The organism is Streptomyces turgidiscabies Car8 (genome assembly GCF_000331005.1).
Lineage (GTDB): Bacteria > Actinomycetota > Actinomycetes > Streptomycetales > Streptomycetaceae > Streptomyces > Streptomyces turgidiscabies.
Window position 1 is genome coordinate 12,296 of sequence record NZ_AEJB01000361.1, and the last position, 23,640, is coordinate 35,935.

Below are 23,640 nucleotides of genomic sequence, written 5' to 3' on the forward strand. Positions count from 1 at the left end.
AACTTAAAGGGTATTGACTCATCCGGGCAGGGTGTTAAACTTGATGTATAACTACAAGTCGTACGCCAAAGGCCCCGAGTAATCGGGGCCTTTCTCTGTTCTGGCCCGAGTTTTGGGGCGGCAACTCCGCGCGGTACGCCGTCGTCTGATGAAGCAAATCAACGAGCACCAGCCTGCAAGTAGGCTTCTTAGGTGCGCCCAAAAGGGAGACGACATGAATAGTGCAAGTGCAGTCCTACAACAACGCCAAGCGGCCCTCAACGCGGTACGCGACAAAGCGGGCATCCGACCCGACCTCCGTTCTATAGAAGAATTGGTTGCTAAAACCAACAGTTCTTCTATAGAACTACCGGCACAGTTTGACGGCCTCAATAGCGGCTGGGAGTCGATGCGATTAGCTAAAGCTCGCCGGTATCGGATGCTCATCAGGGAGGGCCACCTCAGCAAGCTACTGAAGCTCGCCGAGATCGCCCGGACAAAGGATAAGCCGGACAGATGGTTTGCCGCCGCTGCCTCTGTAGCGAAATGGGAACGCACCCTCGACTACCTATCCAAGCTCGCCAAAGTCACGGAAACCGTCGAGCGGGTTGCCCGCAAGCTCGGGGTAGCGGTAAACGGCTTCATCTACAAACAAGCCTGGAAGGGCGTTAACGTCGAACGCTGGGCGGACATGGCCCGGGAAAACGGCAAGCACAAAGGTAAGTACTTCGCTTGGTTGTGCCTGAGAGAGCAGGGGACTGCTCCACACGCCGCATAGGTTCGCACGTACCCTCGTTCCTACCCTCCCCGATGCAAGACGGCTTGTAAGGGAAGACGGGCGAGACAATAAACAACGCTCTTTGTCAACACAGGGTGCCCCTACAAGCCCGCCCCCTTGGGCCTGTTGCTGCGGCGCTTCTGCCCTCGCTCCAGCCGAGTCAGTACCCCCGCGGCGGCCAGGAGTAGCGCCGCCGGCTGACTACTCACTCCCCGCCAGGACGAGCGAAACCCCGCTCTGGGTGAGCGGGGCCGGTGCCACAACCTCTTACGAGGCGGCGGCTGCTTGCTTCTCTTCCTCGGGCTTCGGCGACGGTTTAGCCTCAGCGATGCGGTCGCGGCCCCATCGTTCTCCTCGGCCGAACAGCGTCCCCAGCTCCTTGCCGGTGAGTGGGTTGCCCTTCTCGACGCTGTGCAGGTAGGCCCGCACAGCTTCATCCTGCCGCCCAGTGGCGTGCGGGCGGCGCTGTTTGGGGCCGGTACGGTGCCACTGAATGCCGGGTGAGTTGTCCGCCGGCTGCGGGATTGCCGCCGAGTGATCTTGCGCCTTCTCCGGCTCCTGGGTGGAGTCAGTACCGCCGATCGGCAGTGGATCTTGCTCTGACTCCGCTACTTCCTCGTGATCCAATGCCGCTGGGGCCACGGTCGGCGGCGGCATTGGATCATGCTCCGCCGGGGGCCCGTGGGCGGCAACCTCCGGCACCCGATCATGGGCCGCCTGCCGCGCCTGAGCGTGCCCGATGGCGAGCAAAGCACCAGAGCAGACGGCCATGAAGCCATCGACGGCCAGGGGCCCGATTGCCGCGCTCACAGCGTCCTCCCCGTACGACGCCAGGAGCGCCGACATGTGGCGGTAGCTGATGATCGCGGCAATCCCGGCAACGGCAGTTAGGCCACCGTGCCGCAGGAGTTTCCAGAGCCAACCATCCGGCCAGTGGACACGTGAGATAACTTCAATGGAAATCAGGAGCGCCACGGGCCAGAATGCCGCCGCGACTATGGCCCCACCTTCTGGCGTCCAAGTTGCCGCCGCGCGGGCGGGCTTGAGGTAGCTGTGGGCGACGTTCGCGGCAATTGAGGCCACGATTCCAACACCAAAACCTAGCCGCGCCCAAGTGCGGCCAGGCGGAGAGTCAGCCATTAGGTTTCCCTTCTCTCGGCCGCATGTTGAGCATACTAAAATCGTGACATTGTGTCAGTTGCGTCCAACTCCTTTGGATCAGATACGTTTAGCCGCGCTCGTGTTCCTCTTCTTGCTGCTGCTTCAAGCTGGCGAGCTCAGCGATGACTGCACCAATCGCTAGCTCAAGCATTCCGATCTGCTGGTTTATGTCGTGCAGTTGGCCATCTGTGCCGTCTGCGGCAAGCGCTACTGCTCCTCGTACGGTTGTTGCGTAGTCGAAATAAGCCGCCCTCAGATCGGTTGCTCTGCCGTACAACAAGCTAAGTTGCTGCACGACGTCTTCAATCAGCACTTCTTGCAACATGCCTCCTACGTGGTGAGGTACCTTGCGGCCTCGTCGAGTTGGGTGATGCGGAACAATTCGGTGTCGCCATGCTCGGCAACCTTTCGTTGGATGTAGCTCGCTCGGGCTTCGTCTGGCACGACAAACACAACTGCCGGAAATCTGCCCTGTGTCCATTGCTGGCGCGCGTCGGAGTAGGCCCGGAGTTTGGCGGGAATCTTCTGGCCCCACTCGCTACCCTCGTCCACCTCAATGAAGCAATCGCGTAGGTTGTCGCCGAGCCGGATTTGCACGCGGGCATCGGGGCGGAGGGGCGTCATGCCGACCCTCAAAGCGGCTTGCTCTTCCGGATGGAAGACCACCGGGCCGCACAATCCATCGTGCTGCGCCATGGCGAGTTGCACCCGGAGTTCAACGATGTCGTGCGTGTGCATCCGCCGGGAACGGGCCGCGCTCGTCGGCGGTATGTAGACGTAACTGCCGCTGCCACCTTCAAAACCGCCAACCCAACGAACGCCCGGCATCCGCTTTATGGCGCCCCTTAGTACCAGGCTTCTCAGAGTGCGTTGCACCCGAGTAGGGCGGGAACGGTCGGTGCCGTCCCGGTAGAAGTGGAGTCTGGTTATTTGGCTGGTGGTGACTTGGTGATGATCGAGGACGGTTTGAACGATGGATTGATGGCGGGGGGAGAGTGGGGGATGAGGGGTCACCAGAGGCCCCCAGTCCGGCCGTTTTCGCGCGCGTCCATGGAGGCCAGCGACCCTACGAGGTGTCTGGCGATCCATACACCGACCCATACAGCGATCCAGACACTCACCAAGCCACCTCCGGGGCCGCCGGGGTGACCGCCTGGCCCTGCCTACTCTCCTGGTCGCTGAGCACTTCCTTAATGCTGCGGCCGTATCGGCTATGCGACTTCTCAATGGCTACTTGCCTGGTTCCCAGCGCTGGAGTGGGTGGGAAGGTTTGAGCCGTCGCCGCCGGGCCACCGTCCATCTTCACGACTACCTCATACTTGTCGAGGGTCTGGAAGTCGGCAGCGGTGAGTTCGCAAGCCAACTCCCGAGCAATGACAAGGGCGTCATTGGCCGAGCAGCCGAACACGATTTTAGAGCGGGTATTGGGCATGATGGACTCACGGATGTTGGGGGAAAGCTGGGTCATGTACTGGTGCGCCAGGACAAACCCCACGCCATACTTACTCGACTCGGAGAGGGCATCGGCGAAGTTGGTGGGGATGTTGATGTAATTCTGGAACTCGTCGATGAAGACAGGGAAGGGGGAGCGCTCCTGTACCGGAATGGCACTGCGGCCCTGGATCGCTTGCCATAGCTTCGTGACGAGCAACGAGCCAAACAGGCGGGAGGTTTCATCGCCGAGTTGGCCTTTGCTGAGCGAGACGATCAGGATTTTACGTTGACGAATAATGCTCTCAAGGTCAAGGCCGCTACCGGCTTGCCCAAGGCAAGCGCGAAGGTTGGGCCGGACTTCAAAGGCACGTAGCCGCCGCAACACGGGTGCGGTCACGTCGAGTTGGCGAGCCTGAGACTGGCCGTTGTACCACTGCCAGAACCTCTTTTGCGCCGGGTCTGTTTCGCGGCGCGTTAGACCTTCTCGGAAGTTGTTGGATGCTGCGTCTACTCCCAGCAGCATCGGTATATCCATGAGTGTCATACCTGCTTGCGCCAGGGTGAGAACGCTTGAGCGCAACACGTCGGCAGTCTGAGGCAAGCGGTGAAGGTCGTACAGCTTGTCGAAGACGGCCAGCACTTGTTCCATCACCATGTGCGGGTCGCCAGCGAGGACGTTGAGCGAGATCGAGCGGCTACTGTCCGCCGGGTTGAACCACACCACGTCGTTGAGGCGATGCTGGGGGATGCGATCTACTATGTTGTTCGCTGCATCACCATGTGGGTCTATGAAAACGCCACCAGAGCCGTTCTGGGCTGCTTGTAGAAACAGATGCTCTAGTACGGTCGTCTTGCCGCTTCGCGTGGCTCCTACGACATGCATATGGCGTGTGAGGGCATCTACAGTCATCGTCAGGTCGCGGGCGTCGCCCGGGTAGTTACTTACTCCGACCCGAATGCCGTTCCGCGGCATGTCTCGGCCGGCTGCCAACCTACGGCTCTGGCCTAGAGAGAGTCCCGGTACTTGAGGCGAGCCGATGGGAAGCGCACACACCACTGCCAGCGTGTGCGCCTTGAGTTGTCCCGGCCATCTGATAGTTGGGGCCGATCGGTGGTTGACTCGGGTCGTCCACTCCGCGCGGAGTTTGCGCGCCTGGAACACTTGCAAGCCGCTGTAGGCGGTGAGTGTCCGCCGGATGAGGGACTTGGCCCGAACGTCATGACCAGACGCCGCCAGCCGACCCACTACCCAGAAGGCAGAGTCTTCCTTGGGGTCGATGACGTTGCCGATGGGCGTCATGACGAACTGCACGATGACGGCTTCGTTCTCGTGCAAGTCCGTGAGGCTGCGTAGCAACACCGGGATGAGCTTCGGATCGGGGTTCACCTCTTTGATGACGCCCTTCTCGTCTTCCACCACAACGTCATGGCGAGCAAGCTCGATGGCGTAGTTCCACCGTCGCGGCTGCTGGGCCACCTCCTCGACCCGGATACCCGGTATGACGCCGGTGAGGTGGCCGCGCACTATGTCAGCCATGTTCGGCGGGAAGCTGAGCAGGTAGTGAATACCCGTATGGGTAGCCAGAACCTCGAACGCGATGGTGTTGCGCCCAAAGGGTTCGCCGACACGTTGCACGGGGCGGTATAGCCCCCGCAGCGACGTGAAGAGCAGAGCGGCATCATCGTGCTTGAGCTCACGCGGGAAGGTGAGTTGATACGTGACGTGGCTAGTGTCCAACTGACGTTGCCCCCAAAGCCTCACGATGAAAAGACCTACAACGAGGAGGCCGCTCAGGGTGATAGCTATGTCGAACCAACCTAGAATCACTCCCCCATAATACGATCGATTTTTGCTTTGGTTTCGCGCTCCAGATCGGCGAGCTGACTGCGGACTCGCTCTTCACTTTTGACTATGTCCTCGACGGCGTAGTCGCGCGCCCACCTCAGTTTTTTCTCAGCTTCGGCGTCCGCGTGCTTCTCGTCGTTGAACCCATTGTCGTCCAGCCACTGGCTGATGCCGCCGCATAGCAGGATCACCAAGGGCGTGATGACGCAGAACCCCAGCACTCCAAGCTCCGACATCAGAACCCCCCGTTGATGATGCGTTTGGCGTTGAGCTCCCAGTTATCGAAGAGATCCACTAGCTTCCCGCGCACCATGGGGTTGTCGTTCTTGATGATCTTCCCGGTGATGTACTCCCCGAACTCGATGTGCTTCTCGGCCACTTCCATGTGAAGGCGGTAACTTACGTCCAGGCGCAGGGCTTTGACCGCCGCCTCCAGCCTGATCATGAAGATGGCTTGACGAGCAGTGCGCTCAAGGGCGCGTATCTCCTTGTAGCTTGCTCCCTCCGTCATCGGAATGAGGTCGTAGTTCTGTCCTTGGTACGGCTCGATGCTCACTGGCTTCCTTCCTTCTCTTTAGGTAGGCATTCCACTGATTGGCGCCGCTACGTTGGCGCTCGCTGATGTACTGCTCGAACCTGGCTCTGGCCTTTATGGTTTGCTCCAGCTGGTATTCCTCCCAGCTGGTTTCGTCATCGGCCCAGTCGGTTGCGTCTTCTTCCAACACTTCTCCCCTCGGCGCTGCCGCGCCGGCAGCGACTCACTCCGGCTCATTGGCCGTGTCAGTCGTGGGTACGGCTCCGGCTCCACCCGCTCGACACGTGGCGGCAAAGCCGGGCGTACAACTCCTCGATCTCGCGCAAGTAGCCGAGCGCCACGGGGTCGGCACCAATCACGACCCTGACGAACTGATGGCGTCCGCCTACCTGTTCCGTGAGGTCGTGCAGCGCACCGAGTAGGCCACGCTCCCACTCGTCCACGTAGTGGCCTTCACTTGGGCTCATCTGGGTTGCTTCCTTCCGATCGTCTTCCGGGTCAGCACCCTTCCTGGGATGCTCGGAACCACGATCAGCCCGTCGCAAGCGAGTAGATGGCAACGGGGTGGAAAGCGCAGGTAGGGGGCGCGCGTTATGCCTTACGACGACGAGGTACAGAAGATCACCAAGGCGCTCATGAGCGCAGTGAGCGCAATCGGCGGCCTCAAGGAACTCGACCTACGTGGGTGCCCTCTCTTGGAGCTCAGTCAAGTTGCGTCACTCCTCGATCGAAGCAGCTCAGGCGCGACACTTGCTGGAGCCGTTCGCAAGGCGGTTTCGCAAGCAATAGACGAGATTCGAGCCCCAACCCACGAGCCTGCCTACCCGATACGGGTGGGCCAAGGAAAAGAAACATTGGCGGTCACGCCAAACCATGTGCGTAATGCATTGCGTATCCTGCTCAATGAGCCGCACGTGTTTGGCAATCAGGTGCCGGAGGTTCGCAGGAAGCAAGTGATGGAGATTCTTGGAATTGACGGCGGGATCAAAACATTTCGCTCACCGAAGGCGGGGCCGGAGCTAGACCTAATAACAATTTTGGCGAAGCAGCTCACGGATACTCATCTTCACAGGTCGGATGTTGACGGGGAGATAGACCACGTAGCTTTTGAGAGCGTAGATATTGAGTATGTAATCGTAGAGGATAGCGAGGGGCCCTATAAGGTCCGCATCGGCAAGGCCATCGTAAAATGCACCGCTACAGCTCTCAGCGTTGACTGCGGCGGGTTTACAGATTTTCCGAGCTACCTCCTCCCCTGGGGTGGGAGCTATGAGAACTGGAGGCCCAATATCCGTCGTCAGTGGTTTGAACAGCCACCCCTTACCGATTACCCCTCCGTCTATCGACACCGGAAGATAACAAGCGCCAACCTCCCAGCCCTCTATCAACCGATACAGGGGTGCGCTCCGGCGTCCCGTATGGACCAAACAGAGCCGACACTATGGGTGGAGTTCGACCCCGGGCTTAAAGCTGGGCAAGAACTCAAGTATGAATACGTCGTCTCCTACCCACCGCACAATCTCCTGCGGCCCGTTGAAGAACCTCTCACGGATAAGGAAACGGGGTTGGAGGCTTGGTATGGCGGACTGGAACTCTGGGCGCGACCTCGTGAGAACATCTCTAGGTTTTCCATCAAGGTGACGTGCGAGGTCAGCAGCATTCTAGGTGGTGCGCTGTGGCTCCAAGAGTTTCCCCAACGCCATCCGTGGAACATCGGGAGTGGGGCAATCCAGCCCTCGGATGCAGGTGAGCGTGTGGCGCACTTTAACAACCCACCGCGCAATTACTGTATCGGGGCGAAGGTATACTTCTTCTATGTTCCAGACCCTGAAGATGGCTAAGGCCGCAGCTGACGCTGCGGCCTATCGGCTTTGAAGGCCACTTCACCCATGTTCGGGGAAGGTTGGGAGTGTACCCAGCTCTTGGCTGGGCTTGAGGCGGTAGAAGATGGCTTCCGTCAGTTGGCCGGAATCGTCCGTGCCGAGCCACCCGATGACCCACACCTTTTCCGGGTAGTCACCCGAGAGCCATCCTTCAAATTCGTACTCGGGGACGTTGAAGAAGGCTTCCGGCTTCGCATGGGCCGGGTTATGCGTCACCCGTATAGCTGTCGGGACGACATGCACGCGCACGAGACCTTGGCTATCTAGCCCTAGAAGCTCGGCCTGCACGTCAAAGGCCAGAGACTTCGGTGAAAGCCGGTGGTTGTGCTCGATGCAGGCGAAGAAGTCCGCGAGGGTGTAGAAGTCGCCCGGGCGCTCGGGGTGGTTGACGCCCGCCTTGGTGCCGGGTACTACTCGTTCTGATTCACTCAAGGTGCCAAGCCTCCGCTTGTTCGGGCCTGGCTTCTGTATCCAGACCGCACCCCTATCCCCCAGCAGGGGCGCGGCATGAATCAGCTTTTATCTCATGAACAACAAAGTTATACAAGCAATAGCGCTTTGCGTGGCAGCAGTTGGCGCTACCTTCTCCGGCGGCTTCACGGAGTAGTGCGCTGGAGTTGCAACGGGGCGCGGCGGCGGCTGGCCGTCCGGCGGCACCGTTCCGACAGGGTGGACCGTCCGGCGGGAGGTTGCTGCCTGGTGAGCGTATGTGACGGCCCATCAGGAGCGTTGCAGGCGAACGATCTAGCCCATGACCAGGGCAAAGGAGAAGAGGAGTGCTCGGGGCGGTGCGCCCCCGCTACGGGGTGGATACGCTAACCATGGCGTTGCCGAAGGTCTCCACGCCGGTGACGACGGTCTCCACGTCCGCGCCGAGCACCTCGATCCGGTCGCCGACCCGTACGGTGCCGCGCTCGACCGCGCCCGTGACCACCGTCCCCCGGCCGGTGATGGTGAGCACGTTCTCCACCGGCAACAGGAACGGCGCGTCCACGTAACGCTCGGGGATGGGCACATAGGTGTCCACGGCGTCGAGCAGCGCGTCGATCGACGCCGTCCAGCGTGGGTCGCCTTCGAGCGCCTTCAGCCCCGACACCCGTACGACGGGTACCGTGTCGCCGCCGTAGCCCTGCGCGCTGAGGAGTTCGCGGACCTCCAGCTCCACGAGGTCCGTCAGCACCGTGTCCTCGCCGTCGCCGACGGCGTCGGCCTTGTTGATGGCGACCACGATGTGGTCGACGCCCACCTGACGGGCCAGCAGGACGTGTTCGGCCGTCTGCGGCATGATCCCGTCGAGCGCGGAGACGACGAGGATCGCCCCGTCGAGCTGCGCGGCCCCGGTGACCATGTTCTTGACGTAGTCGGCGTGACCCGGCATGTCCACGTGCGCGTAGTGCCGGGTGTCGGTCTCGTACTCCACGTGCGCGATGTTGATGGTGATGCCCCGCGCGGCCTCCTCCGGGGCGCGGTCGATCCGGTCGAACGGGACGAACGTGCCGGAGCCGCGCTCGGCGAGCACCTTGGTGATGGCGGCGGTCAGGGTAGTCTTCCCGTGGTCGACATGACCCATCGTGCCGATGTTGAGATGCGGTTTCGTGCGGATGTAAGCCGTCTTGGACATGGCGGTACCTCGAAGCCTCTTCAGCGGTACTGAGTGAAGGTCCCGGCGCGGAGAACTCGGCCGGGACGGGGACCCCGAGGAAGTTCGCCGACCCTCCCCCTACGGGGTCCGCCGGACGATCCGGGAAGGGTCAGCTTCGAGCGCCGTCGACTGCGGCCACAAGGATCGGGACGGCAGCCTTCGGGGCATCCGCGACTGCGGACGCTGCGAGGTGGAAGGCGTACCGGAACATGAGGCCGATCATCGCCGACGCGTCACCGCACGTCGAATGGTTTTCCGGCGACGGAGGCTTCGCGAGCGCGGGAACGCCCACAGCAGTGGCGCATGTCACGGCGTGGTGTTTCCGCAGGGTACGGAGGCACGTGTCACCTGGCGCGCCGGTCGTGTGCCCGGTTGTTCCCTCGTTGAGACGCACCATACGGCGATCACACACACTCCTCGGATAATCTCGCCGAATGCTCGATGCCACCACCCGCTCTGGGGGCACCGCCACGGCCACTCCCCCGGCCATCGCCTCGGAGCTCTCCCCGCTCTCCCCTGCCGTGATCGTCGTAGCCCCGCCAGGCGGCCTCGCCGCGCGCTGCACGAGAGCAGTGCTCTCGCCGTGGTCGCGGCTGTCGCTCCTTGTTCTTCTGCTCGGCGCCGCGGCGTCGTGCGTCGTGCTCTTCGAGCCCCAGCGGCTGCTCGCCGACGGCTGGCCGCCCCAGGTCGGCGGGGCCGCGGCGGCGGTGCTCTTCGGAGCGGCGTACGGACTGTGCACCGTGGCGTTCGTGCCGCGTCCGCTGCTGAACCTCGCGGCCGGCGCGCTGTTCGGTTCCCAGCTCGGCCTCGCCGCAGCGCTCGGGGGGACGGTCCTTGGCGCCGGACTCGCCTTCGGCCTGGGCCGCGTCCTCGGCCAGGACGCCCTGCGCCCCCTGCTGCGCGCCCGCTGGCTCCAGGCGGCGGACGGCCAGCTCAGCCGGCACGGCTTCCGTTCCATGATGGCGGCGAGACTGTTTCCCGGGGTGCCCTTCTGGGCCGCCAACTACTGCGCCGCCGTCTCCCGCATGGGCTGGCTGCCGTTCCTGCTCGCGACGGCACTCGGATCAGTCCCGAACACCGCCGCGTACGTCGTCGCGGGGGCCCGCGCCTCGTCGCCGACCTCCCCCGCCTTCCTGATCGCGATGGCCTTCATCGCCGTACCGGCCGTGGCGGGCGCCGTGGTCGCCTGGCGCAAGCGCCACCACCTGCGCGGACACTGATCCCACTCGACTCAAAGCGTGCCCCGGTACACGTCCAGCCGCCCGCACATCCCGAACTTCCCGTGCGCCGATGGCTGTTCGGCCCGTACGACGGCCTGCGCGAGATGGGACGTGTCGCCCCGTTCCAGCCGGGCGAGCTGGGCGCCCGTCGCCGTGGCCGCCGCCTCGGCGCCGCGCCGCCAGCGCTCGCGCCAGTCGGCGAGCCGGGGCCGTACGAGAGCTGCCGCCGCCTCGTGGAAGGCGGCCAGCGCCTGAGGCCCCTCAGCGTCCCGAAGCACGCGGTACCCCTCCAGGGCGAGGTCGCGGCGGGCCCGGGCGACCCGCTCCTGCTCGGCGACGGGCGCGTCGGCCGGGATCACGGTCGCGGCGGCGTACGTCTCCGGGTCGGTCAGGTACCGCGGCGGCAGGGTGAGCACGGCGTCGCCCGCCTCCGGCAGCCCGCTGTTCTGCATGAGGACGGTGATGCGCAGCTCGTCCTCGTTGACCAGCCGGTGGATGGTGCCCGGCGTGAACCAGGCGACCGTGCCGGGCGCGAGCGGCGTCACCTCGTACCCGGACGTCGTGAGCGTCTGCACCGCTCCCCGCCCGCCCGTGACGACGTACGCCTCCGAACACGTCAGGTGCATATGGGGAGTTCCGCCGCACACCCCGTCGACGGCCGGCCAGTCGTAGACGGACAGGTGCGAGACGGCGACGCCGCCGGGCAGCCCGGCGAAGGCCGCCGCGCCGGGTGCCGGGCCGGGTGCCGCGCTCACCACGAATGCTCCTCCAGGTACTTGGCGACGCCTTCGCGCTCCCACTCCCCGTCGGCGACGACGATCCGGTAGCGGCGGGTGAGCGTGTCGCCGGGCGGGAGCTCCAGTTCGTCGTAGAAGGCCCAGGAGGGGGCGACGGCGGCGAACGGCTCGTTGCGCACGAACCAGTGGGCGGGGTGAGCGCCCTCGGCCCCCAGATGGTCGTTCTCGGGCGCGTGTGCGAAGACCAGCGTGGCATGGCCGTCGGCGCCGTCGAACTCGCCGGAGTAGGCCAGCCACGGCGTCTGCGCGCCCATCAGCCCGGGCCCCTCGGCGTCGGGGCCGAGGATGCGCCCGTCCCGGAAGGCGCGCGGGCCTCGCCAGAACAGGCCGGTGTAGCCGGCCGCCTCGCGCCCGGCGGTGGTCGGGCTGCCGAAGAGCAGCGGCTCGTCGCGCCGGTTGGTGATCGCGCTCGTCCAGGTCAGCGCCCAGGAACCCGCCTCCGGATCGACGTCGTGCACCTCGACCCGGCGCGACTCCTGCGCCCACAGCTCCCCGCTGTACGGGTGCCAGGTGAGCCGCTCCACGATGACGACCCGGCCCGCGCTCGATGCGACCTCGTCGAAGCCGACGTGGGCCATCGAGCCGACGCGCTCGGGGAGGGCGAGATATCCCTCGCCGTGGACGTACGAGTTGCCGCCCCACAGGTTCGCCCCGGACAGGTGCGAGGCCGTCAGCTGGAGGCCCTTGTGCCAGCGGTGGTCGTTGGGCCGGTAGTCGGTGACAACGTTTCCGGCGAGCGTCCGGATCGGGTGCAGATACGGCTTGGGCGACTCCCAGGCCGCCTCCGCCCCGTACACGTAGCTGAACAGCTCGACCCCGGTGACGGGTTCGGTCACGGTGATGCGGTCACCGTGCGCGTGGACGACGCGCAGGTCCTCGGACGTGGTCACGCGGACGCCTCCTCGGTAGCGGAACCGGACAGGGCACCATCGTCGCCGGTCACGGGCGCCCAGCCGGGCGCACCGCCGTGCAGCGCGGCGTAGTAGGGGTCGCCGGGCCCGATGTCGCCCGCCTTGACGGTGGTGTCCGTGAAGGCGGACTTGTACAGCGCGGTGATCAGTTCCAGGCTGGTCCGTCCGTCCGCCCCGCTGCTGCGCGGCCGTTCGCCGGCGCGCATGCTGGCGACCAGTTCGCGCAGCTGCGCGAGGTGCGAACTGGGCACGTCCGCCCCGAAGTCCCGCCAGGCGGTGACCTCGGCCTCCGGCACGTCCGGCGCCGGGGTGATGGTCCAGTCGGCGTTGGAGTGCCCGTACAGATGGGTGAGCTCGACGGTGGCGCGCTCGCAGTCGATGCGGATACGGCTGACCTCGTCGGGGCTGAGCACGCTGTTGACGACGGTCCCCAGCGCGCCGTTCGCGAACCGGACGAGCGCCGTGGAGACGTCCTCGGTCTCGACGTCGTGGACGAGCCGTCCGGCCATCCCCCGCACCTCGCTCCACGGCCCGAGCAGATCGAGCAGCAGATCCATCTGGTGGATGCCGTGGCCCATGGCGGGCCCGCCGCCCTCGGTCTGCCAGCGTCCGCGCCAGGGCACGGCGTAGTAGGCGGTGTCGCGGTACCAGGTGGTCTGGCAGTGCGCCACGAGCGGCCGGCCCAGGACCCCGTCGCCGAGCAGCCGCCGTACATGGGTGGAGGCGGAGCCGAAGCGGTGCTGGAAGACGATCGAGGCGTACGGTCCGCCCCCGAGCCCCTCCTCCGCCTCGATGGCGTCGAAGTCGGCGAGCGTCGGCACCGGCGGCTTCTCGCACCAGACCCAGGCCCCGGCGCGCAGCGCGGCCACGGTCTGCTCTCGGTGCAGGGTGGGCGGCGTACAGATGGTGACCAGGTCGGGCCGCTGCTCCCGGAGCATCTGCTCCAGGTCGGTGTACGCGTGCGGAATCCCGCTCTCCGCGCAGAACGCCTCGACCGCGTCGGCGTTGATGTCGACGGCGGCGACGACCTCTGTCTCGCCCTCGTCGGCCAGCTGGGCGAGCGCCGGCAGATGCGACCCGCGTCCGATGGCGCCCGCCCCGATGACGGCGGCCCTGATACGACGGCCGGTGAGCGGCGGGAGCGGAGCGGGTGAGTCCTGTGGCACGCGGCCTGCGGGAGGGGCGGCGGGAGACGTGCCGGAAGGCGTGCCGGAACGGGGTGCGGGTGTGGTCATGTGCGTGATCAACGCTCCATCGGACGCGATGCCTGACGTGGGCCAACGCGTGATGACTCCGGACCTCCGGGGGCAGCAAGCGCTTACTCTTCGCTGGCAACGTATGTTCCGTCCAAGCGGCCGGTCAACACCACGTCGGGAGTGTCCACGGGGTGGATGGTGCGGGGCGGGCGACCGGGCGAACCCCGCCCTTTACCACCCCTTGACTCCGCCCCCTGTGCTCAGCTTGTCGCCGGAGGCCGCTAGGCTGCCCCCAACACACCTGATCTCCGCCGTTCTTCGAGCGTTCGCGCGCGGCGCCGGGTGTGTCCGTCGGCCCTTCCACGATCAGCGCTTGGACCACGTAACTTCATGTCTTGGTTTGAATCCCTCATCCTCGGACTCGTCCAGGGGCTGACCGAGTTCCTTCCCGTCTCCTCCAGTGCGCATCTGCGCCTGACGGCCGCGTTCTCCGGCTGGAAGGACCCGGGTGCCGCCTTCACGGCGATCACCCAGCTGGGTACGGAAGCCGCGGTGCTGATCTACTTCCGCAAGGACGTCGCGCGGATCCTCTCGGCGTGGTTCCGCTCGCTCACCAACAAGGCGATGCGCAGCGACCACGACGCCCAGATGGGCTGGCTGGTGATCGTCGGCTCGATTCCGATCGGCGTCCTCGGGGTCACGCTCAAGGACCAGATCGAGGGGCCGTTCCGGGATCTGCGGATCACCGCGACGATGCTGATCGTGATGGGCATCGTCATCGGCGTCGCCGACCGGCTCGCGGCACGCGACGAGACCGGCGGGAAGCACCGGGCGGCCAAGGAACGCAAGGGCCTGAAGGACCTGGGCGTACGGGACGGTCTGATCTACGGCCTGTGCCAGGCGATGGCACTGGTCCCCGGTGTCTCCCGGTCCGGCGCGACCATCAGTGGCGGCCTGTTCATGGGCTACACCCGTGAGGCGGCGGCCCGTTACTCCTTCCTGCTGGCCATGCCGGCCGTGCTCGCCTCGGGCGTGTTCGAACTCAAGGACGCGTCGGAGGGCGGCCATGTCTCCTGGGGCCCGACGGCCTTCGCGACGGTGATCGCCTTCGGGGTCGGCTACGCGGTGATCGCATGGTTCATGAAGTGGATCTCCCACAAGAGCTTCATGCCCTTCGTCTGGTACCGCATCGCCCTCGGTGTGGTGGTGATTGTGCTGGTCAGCGCGGGTGTGCTGAGCCCCCACGCGGGCGAATCCGGCGGCTGAACCAGGGCCGCACAGGTAGCGCTATCTAGCATTTCCTAGCGCCTGATGGCAGCACCACGCCATGATCATCTCCCACTTGTCTCCCAGTCATCTCCCACCGGGGAGGCGGGATACGCCCTCTTAGTTAGGGCGTGTGCGTGCGCAACGTAGGGGATGACGCGGAAGGGCGCGCACGGACGTGCGGGCCCTTCCGCACAGAGGGTAGAGCGGGTCAGCTGAGTTTCATGTCCGGCCAAGGCCGGACTCTCGCCACGCGGAAACGCAGCCGCTCATCCACCGTGTCCCAGGCATCACCCGGTGAGGTCGTCCAGCGCCGCGGCCGTGAGGATGAGCCAGCCGAGGCGCGCTTCCATGTCCTCCCACGTGTGCGTCACCTCGACTGCCTCACCGTGTGGACCCGTGCCCCGTACACCGTTATGGCGGCTCTGTTCCGTAGTCGGTGGTGACGGTTGGTGACGGGCGTCGTTGATGTTGTATGCGAGATGTCAACTCCCTCGTGGCAACGGTGTTCTCAGGGCTCTCAGCGCTGGTCATCGAGGATGTGGCGGACGACGGCGAGATGATCCGGGTCTTGGCCCGAACCCGGGATGTTCCCTTTCCCTGCTCGATGTGCGGGGTCCCGACGGGGAAGGTGCACGGATACCACGTCCGGACCGTTGCGGATGTGCCGGTCGATGGCCGCCGGGTCGTGGTCAACGTCCGGGTACGACGTCTGGTCTGCCCGGTCCTGGGCTGTCGGCGGCAGACCTTCCGCGAGCAAGTCCCTGGGCTGATCGAGCGCCTTCAGCGCCGCACCACGCGTCTGACCAGCCAGGTCTCGGGGGTGGTCAAAGAGTTATGCGGCCGGGCGGCTGCCCGGCTCACCCGGTTACTGGCCGTGCCCGTATCGTTCGCCACCGCCCTGCGGGTGCTGCGGGCAATACCCCCGCCGACGCTGCGGATCCCGAGGGTGATCGGGGTCGATGACTTCGCCCTGCGCCGCCGGCACCGCTACGCCACGCTCATCATCGATGCCGAGACCGGGGAACGCGTCGACGTCCTGCCCGACCGGGAAGCCGCCACATTGGAGGCTTGGCTGCACGGGCAGAAAGGGATCGAAGTCGTGTGCCGGGACGGCTCGGCCACCTACGCCGAGGCGATCCGCCGGGCCTTGCCCGACGCGGTGCAGGTCAGCGACCGCTGGCATCTGTGGCGGAACCTGTGCGACAAAGTTCTGGCCGAGGTCCGCGCCCACGCCCCCTGCTGGGCCACCGTCAACCCGCCCCGGCCCGGCGGCGTCCGCGAGCAGACCACCCGCGAGCGCTGGCATAAAGTCCACGCCCTCCTTGACTCCGGCGTGGGCCTGCTCGACTGCTCCCGCAGACTGAACCTCGCCCTGAATACCGTCAAGCGCTACGCCCGCATCCCTGAACCGCCCGCGGATCGCATCGCCCCCCGCTACCGGCCCACCCTTGTCGACCCCTACCGCGACCACCTGCGCCGACGCCGTGCCGAGGAACCCGCCGTCCCGGTCACCCATCTCCTCGAAGAGATCCGGAAGTTGGGCTATACCGGCAGTGCCAACCTGCTGGTCCGCTACCTCAATCAGGGCCGCGCTGAAGGCGACCGCCCCGTGACAACCCCCCGCCGCGTCGCCCGGCTCCTGCTCACCCACCCCGAGCACCTGTGGACCAAGGACACCGACCTGCTCGGCCTCCTCACCGCGGCGTGCCCGGAGATGACCGAACTCGCCCGACTCACCGGCGAGTTCGCCGCGTTCCTTACCCCGGCCCATGGCAACAACGACAAGCTCTCCCGGTGGATCGCGACAGTCCGCACCGCTGGCCTGCCCCACCTGCTCAGCTTCTGTAACGGCCTCGAACTCGACCGCGCCGCCGTGAACGCCGGCCTCACCCTGCCCCACCACAACGGCCGGACCGAGGGCGTCAATACCCGAACCAAGAAGATCATGCGGCAGATGCACGGCCGAGCAGGATTCGACCTCCTCCGTCACCGCATCCTCCTGCAATGAGGAGAACGCACCGTCACCACCGACTACGGAACAGAGCCCGATTGCTGACACGTCCTCAGGCCGATAAACAGGGGCAGCCACGCGCCGTGGACCATTACTGGGCATTCCGGGTCAGCGGGTGCGGGCCACCAGTGGCGGTGCTGGTGGAGAAGGCGTCAACACTGAAGGGGCGGCAGCGCCAGGCCACCCAGGCTTCCGGGGCTCGTCCAGCGAGCGGTGCAGCAGGCGCCCAGCGTTGTGGACCAGGTACGCGACGACGCCAGCAGCGTCACATTGCTGTGTTCAGGGGACCGCGTCCGGCACCTGAACAGCGGTGGCGGTGAGTGCCGCCGTAGCGCCCGCCCCAGAATGACATCGACCGTTTCGCCGATGTCACCGGCGATCACCAGTGGATCCACCTCGACCCGAACAAGGCCGCGAAGGGCCCGTACGGAACGACGGTCGCCCACGGCTATCTGGTCCCGTCCCTCGTCCCCATGCTCCTGTCGGAAGCCGCGCGGACCGAGGGGCTGACCGCCGCCATCAACTACGGCAGCAACAAGGTCCGTTGCCCGGCCCTCACACCCGTGAACTCCCAGGTGAGGGGCATGGTGGAGCTGACGGAACTGCGGCGCGGACCGCAGGGAGCCCAGGCCGTCCTCCGCGTCACCGTCGAGCGGCGGGGCGGCGACAAGCCTGTGTGCGTCGCCGAAGTCGTTGCAGTGCTCTTCGAGTGAACCCACAGAGGAGAAAGCTGACATGAGAACCCCTCCCTCATAGCGGAGGGAGGCATCACCCCGTCGGCGACCTCCTCCCCACGGAGACCAGCCGCGGCATCTTCCCCTTCGGCGGCGTCACCACCCCACCGTTCGACCCGGTCTGCCTCCGGCCAACCAAGGCAGCGCCCTCCTCGACAAGCGGCGGCTGGGCGAACTGGCCGTCCAGCGAGTCGGCCAACTCCCCGCAGGCGAACTGCCACCCCCTATCGTCCCGATACCAAACTTGGATGTCCGCGGCACGCCGTGACTCACCCTTTACCTCGATCCGGCAGCGAGGTTCGGGCGCTGAGCGACTCGGCGGTTCGCTCGCAATGTCCCCTGCAGTCGGGGGTGGGCCGTCGCGTGACGCTGCGGCTGCGCCGGGCTCCACGGGCCCGGGGTGGTGCGGGTCTCCCCCGTTCTGGTCTTCGTCGGGACAGGACCGACGGTCGGGTGACGGCGGGAAGTTCAGAGAGTCGCCGCCCGCAGGTGGTGAACGCGTTGGCCCAGGGCCAGGTGGCCTCGATGCGGAGCAGGCGGCGGGCGTGCTTCGCGATGCGGGCCCGCAGGCGGCAGAGGCGAAAGCGCCTGGTGCCGGGCTCGGCATCGACCAGATCGGCGTGGTCGCGCACCGCCAGGAGCCTCACCCAGGCGTCGCGGTCGGCGGTCAGGTTGGCGGAGAGCATCCAGCCGCAGTTCCCATCCCAGGACTCGGGTGGGAGGTCAATCAGGCCCATCACCTTGTTCGTGGGGCACCCGGTCCTCAGTTCGCTTCGCTGTAGTCGTCACCGCGGATGATGCCCCAAGGCAAGCCCCCACCTTGGGCCAACCGGCCCTTGGCTCGCATCTTACTTACCTGTAAGTTAGAAGCATGGTTACCACCGTGGCCGAAGTGGCCGCATCAGACATCAAGGCCCTTGAGGCGTTCTGCGATCGATGGGAGAGGGCTTGGAACGAGCACGATGGCGATGCCGCGGCGGCGTTGTGCGCCGAAGACCTGGTGTACGACGAGCCGGCGCTCGGTGAGACGGCACACGGCCCCGACAGCCTCCGCGCCTTCGTGACGCAGATGGCACAGGCCTTTCCCGACTACTCGTTCACGCGTATGGGGTTGTACGGGGAGGTGACGCGGCGGGCCGTGCTGGTGGCGTGGCGCTTCTCGGGGACCCTCGCCGGCACGGGGCAGCGCGTGGAGTTCCACGGTGACGACCGTCTGGAGCTGGGAGAGGACGGGCTGATCCACGCCTACCGGTGCCTGTACGACCACCGCTTCGTGCTGAGTCAGATCGGCCGCGCGAAGGCCGAGAAGTGACCGAGCCCGGCCGCACCCGTAAGCCGGCGTCGGTGCGGCGGGCTGAGATCATGGAGGCGGCCGACGCTGAGTTCGCCCGGAAAGGACTGTCGGGGGCGGGCATCGAGGCGATCGCCGCACGGGTCGGCATCTCCCATCCCCGCATCGTGCAGATGTTCGGCTCGAAGCGTGATCTGTTCCTTCAGGTCGTACACGCGGCCTACGACGGGATCGAGGCCACCTTCGAGAGCGCCGAACCGACGCTGAGCGCGCTCGGTGACGCCTACCGGCATCTCCTGCAGAGCCGACCCACTGTCGGCCTCGTCCTGTTGCAGGCTTATGCCGCGTCAGGCGACGCGGTGGTCCAGGAGTCGGTACGGCGGCGCCAGCTCGACCTCCAGCAGACCATCACCCGTCTGACGGGCGCCGACCCGATGCAGGTGCGCTCCTTCTTGGCCACCGGTCTCGTCCTGACGGTCTCCACCGTGCTGGACCTGCCTGAACGGCGCACCGACACGGAGTGGGGCGCCTGGATCATCGGCCGCACGGACCCACCCACCGACGAGCCATGAGGCGCAAGCGGCGACAGAACTGATGCGCCCTGAGGGGCACCCGCAGCGCCGCGACACCGCGCGATCGACGAGCCGTCACCCTAGGTCGCCGCAGCTGTCGCCGCATCTCCACCCGCCGGCTCGTCCTGGCGGTGGCTCTTTCGGCGCTGCTCGGCAGCGGAGCGTTCGTGGGCACGATGCCCCGACGGGGCGCCCACCTTCCCGAAAAGGATGCACCATGACAGAACACCTTGAAATCCCATCGGCTTCAGGCACCTTCGACGCGATCGCAGCAGGACCCGCCGACGGGCGCCCCGTCCTGCTCCTGCACGGCTTTCCCCGGACCGCCGTCCTCTGGGAAGAACAAGTGGCCGCGCTGGGTGACCAGGGCTTCCGCGCGGTCGCGCCCGACACCCGCGGCTATTCGCCAGGTGTGCGCCCGATGCGTGCCGACGCGTACGGGGTGAGCGAACTGGTCGGGGACGTTCTGGCGGTGGCCGACGCACTCGCCTGGAACCGCTTCGACCTCGTCGGACACGACTGGGGCGGCGCCATCGCCTGGTGGACCGCGGCCCGGCACGCCGAGCGACTGCGCACGCTCACCACCGTGTCGACGCCGCATCCCAACGCGCTGGGCGAGGCACATCGCACCGACGACGACCAACGCCGTCGCTCCCAGTACCAGCAGGACTGGCGCAGCCCCGACACAGAGGCCCGCTTCCTCGCGGACGACGCCGCGCTCCTGCGTTCCCTCTACCAGGGCAAGGTTGCCGACCATCACGTCGACTCATACGTACAGCGTCTGTCCGAACCCGGTGCGCTGAGCGCGGCCCTCAACTACTACCGCGCCGACCGGCCTGACGCCGCGGTCGGGAAGATCCAGGTACCCACGCTCTACGTCTGGGGCACCGAGGACGTCGCGCTCGGGTCCACCGCAGCTCATGCCACAGAAAAATGGGTGAGCGGCCCCTACTCGTTCCACGCACTGCAAGGCATCAGTCACTGGGTCCCCGATGAGGCTCCCGAGGTCCTCACCAGCCTGATCATCGACCACCTGAACGAGCATGCACCGGCGCTCTGACGCAGTAGTCAGTACCAGTGCTTGCCCAGCGAGCGGGGAGTGCCCGGCATGGGCCTGCCGCCAGGGGCGGGACCGACGTCGGGGCCCTGGCCGTCGAGCATGCAGGAAACGGAATCTTGCGATATGACCTCACTCACCCTCGTCCAGCTCACTGAACGGCTCCGCAAGGACCTCGGTCGCCCCGAGCGTGACCTGCTGGCGCCGGGCAGCGCCTGGAACCTGTCCCAGACACTGCAGCACTGTGCCCAGACCGTCCGCTACTCCGTCTCCGGTTATCCCAAGCTCAAGCCCGCCCTGTTCCGGGCGACGGCAGGCGCTCTGGCCAAGTGGGTCTTCCTGCGCCGCGGAGCGATGAAGCACCCGCTCGGCGCGGAGATCGACGGAGCGCCGCCGCTGGACCCGGGCCTGCCGGTGAGCGAGGCCGCGGCCGGCTTCACGGACGCGGTGGCCCTGTTCACCGGCCACACCGGAGAACACGCCCCCCACCCCGCCTACGGACGCTGCACACACGACGAGTTCGCGCGGCTGCATACCATGCACCTCGCCGAACACCTCCCGGGACTGGCCCATGCCTGACACTGCTCCCGCCGGTGCTCGTTCATCGTGACGCAGGACGTGCGCGACGCCGTTCTGCGGCCGGGCGAATTCACCCTCCGCACGAAGCTGACAGTTCCCATCGAACGGGCCATGGCTCGCCCTGCCGTGATCATGGCCCCGACGGCAGTCGCACGAAGCTGACGCCGTGGGCGACTCGGCGTGACACGCGGCGGCGGACTGAACGGCACATCGAAGCTCCGGTCGGGCAGAACGACCTGACAGGTCACTCTGCCCACCGGAGCTTCGTCGCGTACGTCGTGTGCCACCTGGCATCGTCACGCCGCCGAGACCCGCCCACCTACGGGATCGTGGCGGTGGTCATACGGCCACCCGAGAACTGTGGCATCGCCCGCCCTACCCCTGTAGCGCCTGTGCCGCGTGCGGACCGGGCGGCTGTCGAGGGGCGGGGTTCTCAGCCGAGTGTCCAGTTGACGCTGTCGGTATAGGTGGAGCCGTTGATGGTCGCGGTGACCGTCACGGTGTTCTGGCCGGGCCTCAAGGTGATGCTGGGCCATCTGAAGATGTGGTCGCTGCTGCTCCGGGTTCCCAGGGAGGTGCCGTTGAGGGTGGCGGTGACCTGGCCCGCGTTGGAGTAGACCTTGAGTTCGGTGGTGGGCTCGGTGCGCTGGGTCCACCGACGGCTGGTGATGTAGAGGGTGGGAGTGGTAGCCCAGTTGGACTTGTACCAATAGAAGGCGTCCTTGCGGATCTGCCGGTCGCGGGTGACCAGGCCCTTGTCGTTGATGCCGGGCTGGCCCCCCTCGCTGCGGCCGTCGGAGGGGAAGTCGAACATGGCCCAGACGAACGTGCCCCAGATGAAGGGACGGGCGGCGAGCTGCTTCCAGGCCGCTTCGTGGAACAGCGACTGGTACTCCTCGGGGTGCCAGGATCCGCCCGGAGCCGGCTTGGGCGGGTTGAGGGCGTGCTGGGTGGTGCTGGCGCCGACGCCGTACTCCGACATGGCGATCCTGCGGGACGGGGAGGTGGCGTGCAGGTTGTCGGCCCACGCGCCGAGGTCGCCGTCCTTGGAGCCGTAGTACCAGCCGTAGTACTTGTTGAAGCCCGTGGTCTGGGTGTGCAGTCCCGCCTGCGCGTTGTCGGGGTCCTCGCCGCGGACCGCGTAGGTGGAGAGCCTGTCCGGGTCCTCGGCCTCGACGATGTCGGCCAGTGACGCGAGCAGCGTGTTCGTGGCGGTGCCGTTGTAGTCGATCTGCTCGTTGCCGATGCCCCAGAAGGCGATCGAGGGGTGGTTGTAGTTCTGCCGGATCAGTTCCCGCAGCTGGTTCTGGGTGCTGGTGGTGAAGGCGGCCGAGTCGGTGACGAGGTCGACCAGGGGAATCTCCGCCCACACGATCATTCCGCGTTCGTCAGCGAGGTTGTAGTCCTTCTGGTCGTGCTGGTAGTGCGCCATCCGGACGGCGTTGGCGCCGATCTCGCTGATGAGGTCGAAGTCCTGGGTGTGATCGGCGTCGGATATCGCCCAGCCCTGGCCGGCCCGGTCCTGGTGCAGGTTGACGCCATGCAGGTGGAGGTGGCTGCCGTTGAGGCGGAACCCGGTGTTGGCGTCGACGGCGATGGAGCGAAGACCCAGGCGTTCGGTCACCACATCCGTGATCTGGTCCCCGCCCCCGGTGACGTCATGGATCTCGACGCCGGCGTTGTGGAGGTAGGGATCCGCCAGGCCGTTCCACAGGTGCGGGCTGCTGATGTGGAGAGTCTGCTGGACCTCCGTGCCGGTGGCCGCGAGGACGGTCTGCGCGGTGCTGCTCGTCTCCGCGACGACGGTCCCGCTCTTGTCCGCGATGACGCTGCGCACGACCACCGATCTGGTGGTGGTGCTGTCGTTCCACAGCTTCGTCGTGACGGTCACCGTGGCCGAGGCCGCGCTCACGTTGGTCTGCCGGAGGTAGACGCCGGGGCCCGCGTAGTCCGTCATCCGGACGTGGAGGTCGTCGACGGCCCACAGGCTCACGTTGCGGTAGATGCCGCCCTGGAAGGTGTAGTCCGCGCTCAACGGGGCGATGCCGGTGTCGCGGGCGTTGGTCACCTTCACCGCGATGACGTTGTCCCCGCCCGGGACGAGCGCGGCCGTGGCGTCGAAACGGAAGCGGGAGTACCCGCCCTTGTGCTGCCCGAGGTACGTGCCGTTGACCCAGACGTCGGCGATCTGGTTGACCCCGGCGAACTGCAGGTACAGCCTCTTTCCGGCGAGTTCGGCCGGCACGGTGTAGCGGCGGCGGTACCAGCCCACTCCGCGGTAGTAGTCGTTGCCGCCGTCGGCACCGCCGACGGCGTTCCACGTGTGGGGGGTGACGACGGACGTCCATCCGGAGTCGTCGAAACCGGGCGCTTGCGCACCAGTGGCGTCCGCTCTGATGAATCGCCACCCGTTGTTGAGGTGGATCCACACCCGCGGATCCGGCGCCGTGTACGTCACAGCGGCGGACGCGGCACCGGCATGCGGGATCCCGGCCAGCGTGGCCAGTACTCCCGCTGCCGTCCCGCCGAGTACCTGTCGGCGACTGGGCAAACCTGTCATGTCAGAACTCACTTTCCGTGGAGTCGAGAAGGAAATCGACCTGGCGCGGCATTACGCCGACGACCGTGGCGGGCCGGGCAGCACCCGGATCGGGCTGACGGCCTGCTTCAGACAACCGGGAGGAGTGCCCCGGCCCGCCTCGCGTCCAGTCGGCGCTTCTCCCGGGCAGCGGCGCCGTAGTGGCA

General features: G+C 66.2%; 22 protein-coding genes and 1 pseudogene. 11 read left to right on the forward strand and 12 right to left on the reverse strand.

Annotated elements, in window-relative coordinates:
- Positions 1-214 precede the first annotated feature (214 nt).
- Positions 215-757: a hypothetical protein gene (locus STRTUCAR8_RS52625; protein ID WP_143666537.1), complete on the forward strand. Its 543-nt coding sequence runs from the start codon at positions 215-217 to the stop codon at positions 755-757.
- A gap of 267 nt (positions 758-1,024) precedes the next feature.
- On the opposite strand, the gene STRTUCAR8_RS48390 is transcribed toward STRTUCAR8_RS52625, so the two are convergent.
- From STRTUCAR8_RS48390 to STRTUCAR8_RS24100, 6 genes are all read right to left on the reverse strand, one after another.
- A complete protein-coding gene (locus STRTUCAR8_RS48390) occupies positions 1,025-1,840 on the reverse strand; it encodes a hypothetical protein (protein WP_143666538.1) in 816 nt (271 codons plus the stop codon).
- A 145-nt stretch (positions 1,841-1,985) separates the two neighbouring features.
- Positions 1,986-2,243 (reverse strand): hypothetical protein, encoded by a 258-nt coding sequence (locus STRTUCAR8_RS24080; RefSeq protein WP_044472776.1) that lies wholly within the window; start codon positions 2,241-2,243, stop codon positions 1,986-1,988.
- Between the two features lie 5 nt (positions 2,244-2,248).
- Positions 2,249-3,019: a replication-relaxation family protein gene (locus tag STRTUCAR8_RS56005; protein WP_338399706.1), complete on the reverse strand. Its 771-nt coding sequence runs from the start codon at positions 3,017-3,019 to the stop codon at positions 2,249-2,251.
- 16 nt (positions 3,020-3,035) lie between these two features.
- A complete protein-coding gene (locus STRTUCAR8_RS24090) occupies positions 3,036-5,180 on the reverse strand; it encodes a type IV secretory system conjugative DNA transfer family protein (protein WP_044472778.1) in 2,145 nt (714 codons plus the stop codon).
- Positions 5,177-5,434 (reverse strand): hypothetical protein, encoded by a 258-nt coding sequence (locus tag STRTUCAR8_RS24095; protein ID WP_044472779.1) that lies wholly within the window; start codon positions 5,432-5,434, stop codon positions 5,177-5,179. Before STRTUCAR8_RS24095 ends, STRTUCAR8_RS24090 begins: the two co-directional genes overlap by 4 nt.
- Entirely contained in the window at positions 5,434-5,754 is a 321-nt protein-coding gene (locus tag STRTUCAR8_RS24100; protein ID WP_006378854.1) for a hypothetical protein, read from the reverse strand. Before STRTUCAR8_RS24100 ends, STRTUCAR8_RS24095 begins: the two co-directional genes overlap by 1 nt.
- 263 nt (positions 5,755-6,017) lie before the next feature.
- Between STRTUCAR8_RS24100 and STRTUCAR8_RS52630 the strand changes: the two genes are divergently transcribed.
- Positions 6,018-6,155, forward strand: a complete 138-nt coding sequence (locus tag STRTUCAR8_RS52630) for a hypothetical protein (protein ID WP_158697424.1) — start codon at positions 6,018-6,020, stop codon at positions 6,153-6,155.
- Positions 6,156-6,326: 171 nt separating this feature from the next.
- Positions 6,327-7,574, forward strand: coding sequence for a hypothetical protein (locus STRTUCAR8_RS52635; RefSeq protein ID WP_143666540.1), 1,248 nt, complete (start codon positions 6,327-6,329; stop codon positions 7,572-7,574).
- Positions 7,575-7,616: 42 nt separating this feature from the next.
- On the opposite strand, the gene STRTUCAR8_RS24110 is transcribed toward STRTUCAR8_RS52635, so the two are convergent.
- Positions 7,617-8,048, reverse strand: coding sequence for a hypothetical protein (locus STRTUCAR8_RS24110; RefSeq protein WP_006378613.1), 432 nt, complete (start codon positions 8,046-8,048; stop codon positions 7,617-7,619).
- A gap of 388 nt (positions 8,049-8,436) precedes the next feature.
- Positions 8,437-9,237: pseudogene (locus STRTUCAR8_RS24115) on the reverse strand (GTP-binding protein); the annotation flags it as partial.
- A gap of 455 nt (positions 9,238-9,692) precedes the next feature.
- Between STRTUCAR8_RS24115 and STRTUCAR8_RS24120 the strand changes: the two are divergent.
- The gene (locus STRTUCAR8_RS24120) at positions 9,693-10,478 is read left to right on the forward strand and encodes a TVP38/TMEM64 family protein (RefSeq protein WP_044472780.1); all 786 of its coding nucleotides are present in this window, start codon (positions 9,693-9,695) and stop codon (positions 10,476-10,478) included.
- An 11-nt stretch (positions 10,479-10,489) separates the two neighbouring features.
- Here the strand turns inward: STRTUCAR8_RS24120 and STRTUCAR8_RS24125 are convergent, their stop codons facing one another.
- The 3 genes from STRTUCAR8_RS24125 to STRTUCAR8_RS24135 are packed head-to-tail and all read right to left on the reverse strand — an operon-like array spanning position 10,490 to position 13,421.
- Positions 10,490-11,236 (reverse strand): cupin domain-containing protein, encoded by a 747-nt coding sequence (locus tag STRTUCAR8_RS24125; protein ID WP_006378587.1) that lies wholly within the window; start codon positions 11,234-11,236, stop codon positions 10,490-10,492.
- Positions 11,230-12,165, reverse strand: a complete 936-nt coding sequence (locus tag STRTUCAR8_RS24130) for a DUF6807 domain-containing protein (RefSeq protein WP_006379178.1) — start codon at positions 12,163-12,165, stop codon at positions 11,230-11,232. Before STRTUCAR8_RS24130 ends, STRTUCAR8_RS24125 begins: the two co-directional genes overlap by 7 nt.
- A complete protein-coding gene (locus STRTUCAR8_RS24135) occupies positions 12,162-13,421 on the reverse strand; it encodes a Gfo/Idh/MocA family protein (RefSeq protein ID WP_044472781.1) in 1,260 nt (419 codons plus the stop codon). Before STRTUCAR8_RS24135 ends, STRTUCAR8_RS24130 begins: the two co-directional genes overlap by 4 nt.
- 351 nt (positions 13,422-13,772) lie before the next feature.
- On the opposite strand from STRTUCAR8_RS24135, the gene STRTUCAR8_RS24140 reads away from it, so the two are divergent.
- The 7 genes from STRTUCAR8_RS24140 (at position 13,773) to STRTUCAR8_RS24175 (ending at position 20,895) form a co-directional block, all read left to right on the forward strand.
- On the forward strand, positions 13,773-14,648 hold the full coding sequence (locus STRTUCAR8_RS24140) for an undecaprenyl-diphosphate phosphatase (RefSeq protein ID WP_006378977.1): 876 nt from the start codon (positions 13,773-13,775) through the stop codon (positions 14,646-14,648).
- Positions 14,649-15,123: 475 nt separating this feature from the next.
- Positions 15,124-16,659, forward strand: a complete 1,536-nt coding sequence (locus tag STRTUCAR8_RS24145; protein WP_225966627.1) for an ISL3 family transposase — start codon at positions 15,124-15,126, stop codon at positions 16,657-16,659.
- Positions 16,660-17,012: 353 nt separating this feature from the next.
- The gene (locus tag STRTUCAR8_RS24150; protein ID WP_075693505.1) at positions 17,013-17,375 is read left to right on the forward strand and encodes a MaoC family dehydratase; all 363 of its coding nucleotides are present in this window, start codon (positions 17,013-17,015) and stop codon (positions 17,373-17,375) included.
- 892 nt (positions 17,376-18,267) lie between these two features.
- The gene (locus tag STRTUCAR8_RS24160) at positions 18,268-18,708 is read left to right on the forward strand and encodes an ester cyclase (RefSeq protein ID WP_044472782.1); all 441 of its coding nucleotides are present in this window, start codon (positions 18,268-18,270) and stop codon (positions 18,706-18,708) included.
- Positions 18,705-19,259, forward strand: a complete 555-nt coding sequence (locus STRTUCAR8_RS24165; RefSeq protein ID WP_231885174.1) for a TetR/AcrR family transcriptional regulator — start codon at positions 18,705-18,707, stop codon at positions 19,257-19,259. The genes STRTUCAR8_RS24160 and STRTUCAR8_RS24165 overlap by 4 nt, the downstream gene beginning before the upstream one ends.
- 217 nt (positions 19,260-19,476) lie before the next feature.
- Positions 19,477-20,319, forward strand: coding sequence for an alpha/beta fold hydrolase (locus tag STRTUCAR8_RS24170; RefSeq protein WP_006379149.1), 843 nt, complete (start codon positions 19,477-19,479; stop codon positions 20,317-20,319).
- Between the two features lie 123 nt (positions 20,320-20,442).
- Entirely contained in the window at positions 20,443-20,895 is a 453-nt protein-coding gene (locus tag STRTUCAR8_RS24175; RefSeq protein WP_006379044.1) for a DUF1569 domain-containing protein, read from the forward strand.
- A gap of 433 nt (positions 20,896-21,328) precedes the next feature.
- Here STRTUCAR8_RS24175 and STRTUCAR8_RS24180 read toward each other — a convergent pair whose 3' ends face one another.
- Positions 21,329-23,455 carry a glycoside hydrolase family 2 protein gene (locus tag STRTUCAR8_RS24180; RefSeq protein ID WP_173402941.1) on the reverse strand — a complete coding sequence of 709 codons (2,127 nt, stop codon included), beginning with the start codon at positions 23,453-23,455 and terminating at the stop codon, positions 21,329-21,331.
- Positions 23,456-23,640: the final 185 nt, after the last annotated feature.